This window comes from Acidiphilium sp. PM (assembly GCF_000219295.1).
GTDB classification, from domain to species: Bacteria; Pseudomonadota; Alphaproteobacteria; order Acetobacterales; family Acetobacteraceae; genus Acidiphilium; species Acidiphilium multivorum.
On the sequence record NZ_AFPR01000369.1, the window covers coordinates 1 to 1,209 of the forward strand.

Consider the following 1,209-nt stretch of genomic DNA (forward strand, 5'->3'; position numbering starts at 1 on the left):
GCGATGCCGACGTGTTCCTGATGGGCGAGGAGGTTGCCCAGTATCAGGGCGCGTACAAGATCAGCCAGGGCCTGCTCGACGAGTTCGGCGCGAAGCGGGTGATCGACACGCCGATCACCGAGCACGGTTTCACCGGCATGGCGGTGGGGGCGGCGATGTCCGGCCTCAAGCCGATCGTCGAGTTCATGACGTTCAACTTCGCCATGCAGGCGATCGACCAGATCATCAATTCGGCGGCGAAGACGCTCTACATGTCCGGCGGGCAGATGGGCTGCCCCATCGTCTTCCGCGGGCCGAACGGCGCTGCCGCCCGCGTCGCGGCCCAGCACAGCCAGTGCTACGCCTCGTGGTATGCGCATTGCCCGGGCCTCAAGGTGGTCGCCCCGTGGTCGGCGGCGGATGCGAAGGGCTTGCTGCGCGCGGCGATCCGCGATCCGAACCCGGTCATCTTCCTCGAGAACGAGATTCTCTACGGCCACAAGCACCAATGCCCGACCGACGATGACTTCATCCTGCCGATCGGCAAGGCCAAGGTCGAGCGCGCGGGCGAGGATGTCACCATCGTTGCTTTCTCGCTGATGGTCGATGTCGCGCTGAAGGCCGCCGAGGCGCTGGACCAGCAGGGGATTTCGGCGGAGGTGATCAACCTGCGCACAATCCGCCCGCTCGACATCGAGACCATCGTGAATTCGGTGAAGAAGACCAACCGCGTCGTCTCGGTCGAGGAGGGCTGGCCCTTTGCCGGCATCGGTGCCGAGATCGCGATGCAGATCACCGAACATGCGTTCGACTGGCTGGACGCGCCGCCGACCCGCGTCGCCGGGCTCGACGTGCCGATGCCCTATGCCGCCAATCTGGAAAAGCTCGCGCTGCCCCAGCCGGACTGGGTCGTCGGCGCCGTCAAGAAACTGTTCTGAGGGAGGCGCGAACATGGCCACGAACATCCTGATGCCGGCACTCTCGCCCACCATGACGGAAGGCACGCTGGCGCGCTGGCTCAAGAAGGAAGGCGAGACGATCAAGGCCGGCGACGTCATCGCCGAGATCGAGACCGACAAGGCGACGATGGAGGTCGAGGCGGTCGACGAGGGCGTTCTCGGCAAGATCCTGGTCGCTGCCGGATCGGAGAATGTCGCGGTGAACGCGCCGATCGCCATTCTCGTCGAGCCCGGCGAAGCCGTGCCGGACAGCGCGCCCGCCACCCCGGTG

Annotated in this window: 2 protein-coding genes; both read left to right on the forward strand. The window is 66.0% G+C overall.

Annotation, left to right across the window (positions count from 1 at the left end; genetic code table 11):
- Positions 1 to 917: pyruvate dehydrogenase complex E1 component subunit beta (locus APM_RS12810; protein ID WP_007423798.1), on the forward strand; the 917-nt coding region annotated here is incomplete at its 5' end.
- Positions 918 to 930: 13 nt separating this feature from the next.
- The coding region (locus tag APM_RS12815; RefSeq protein WP_007423799.1) for a biotin/lipoyl-containing protein at positions 931 to 1,209 on the forward strand (279 nt) is incomplete at its 3' end.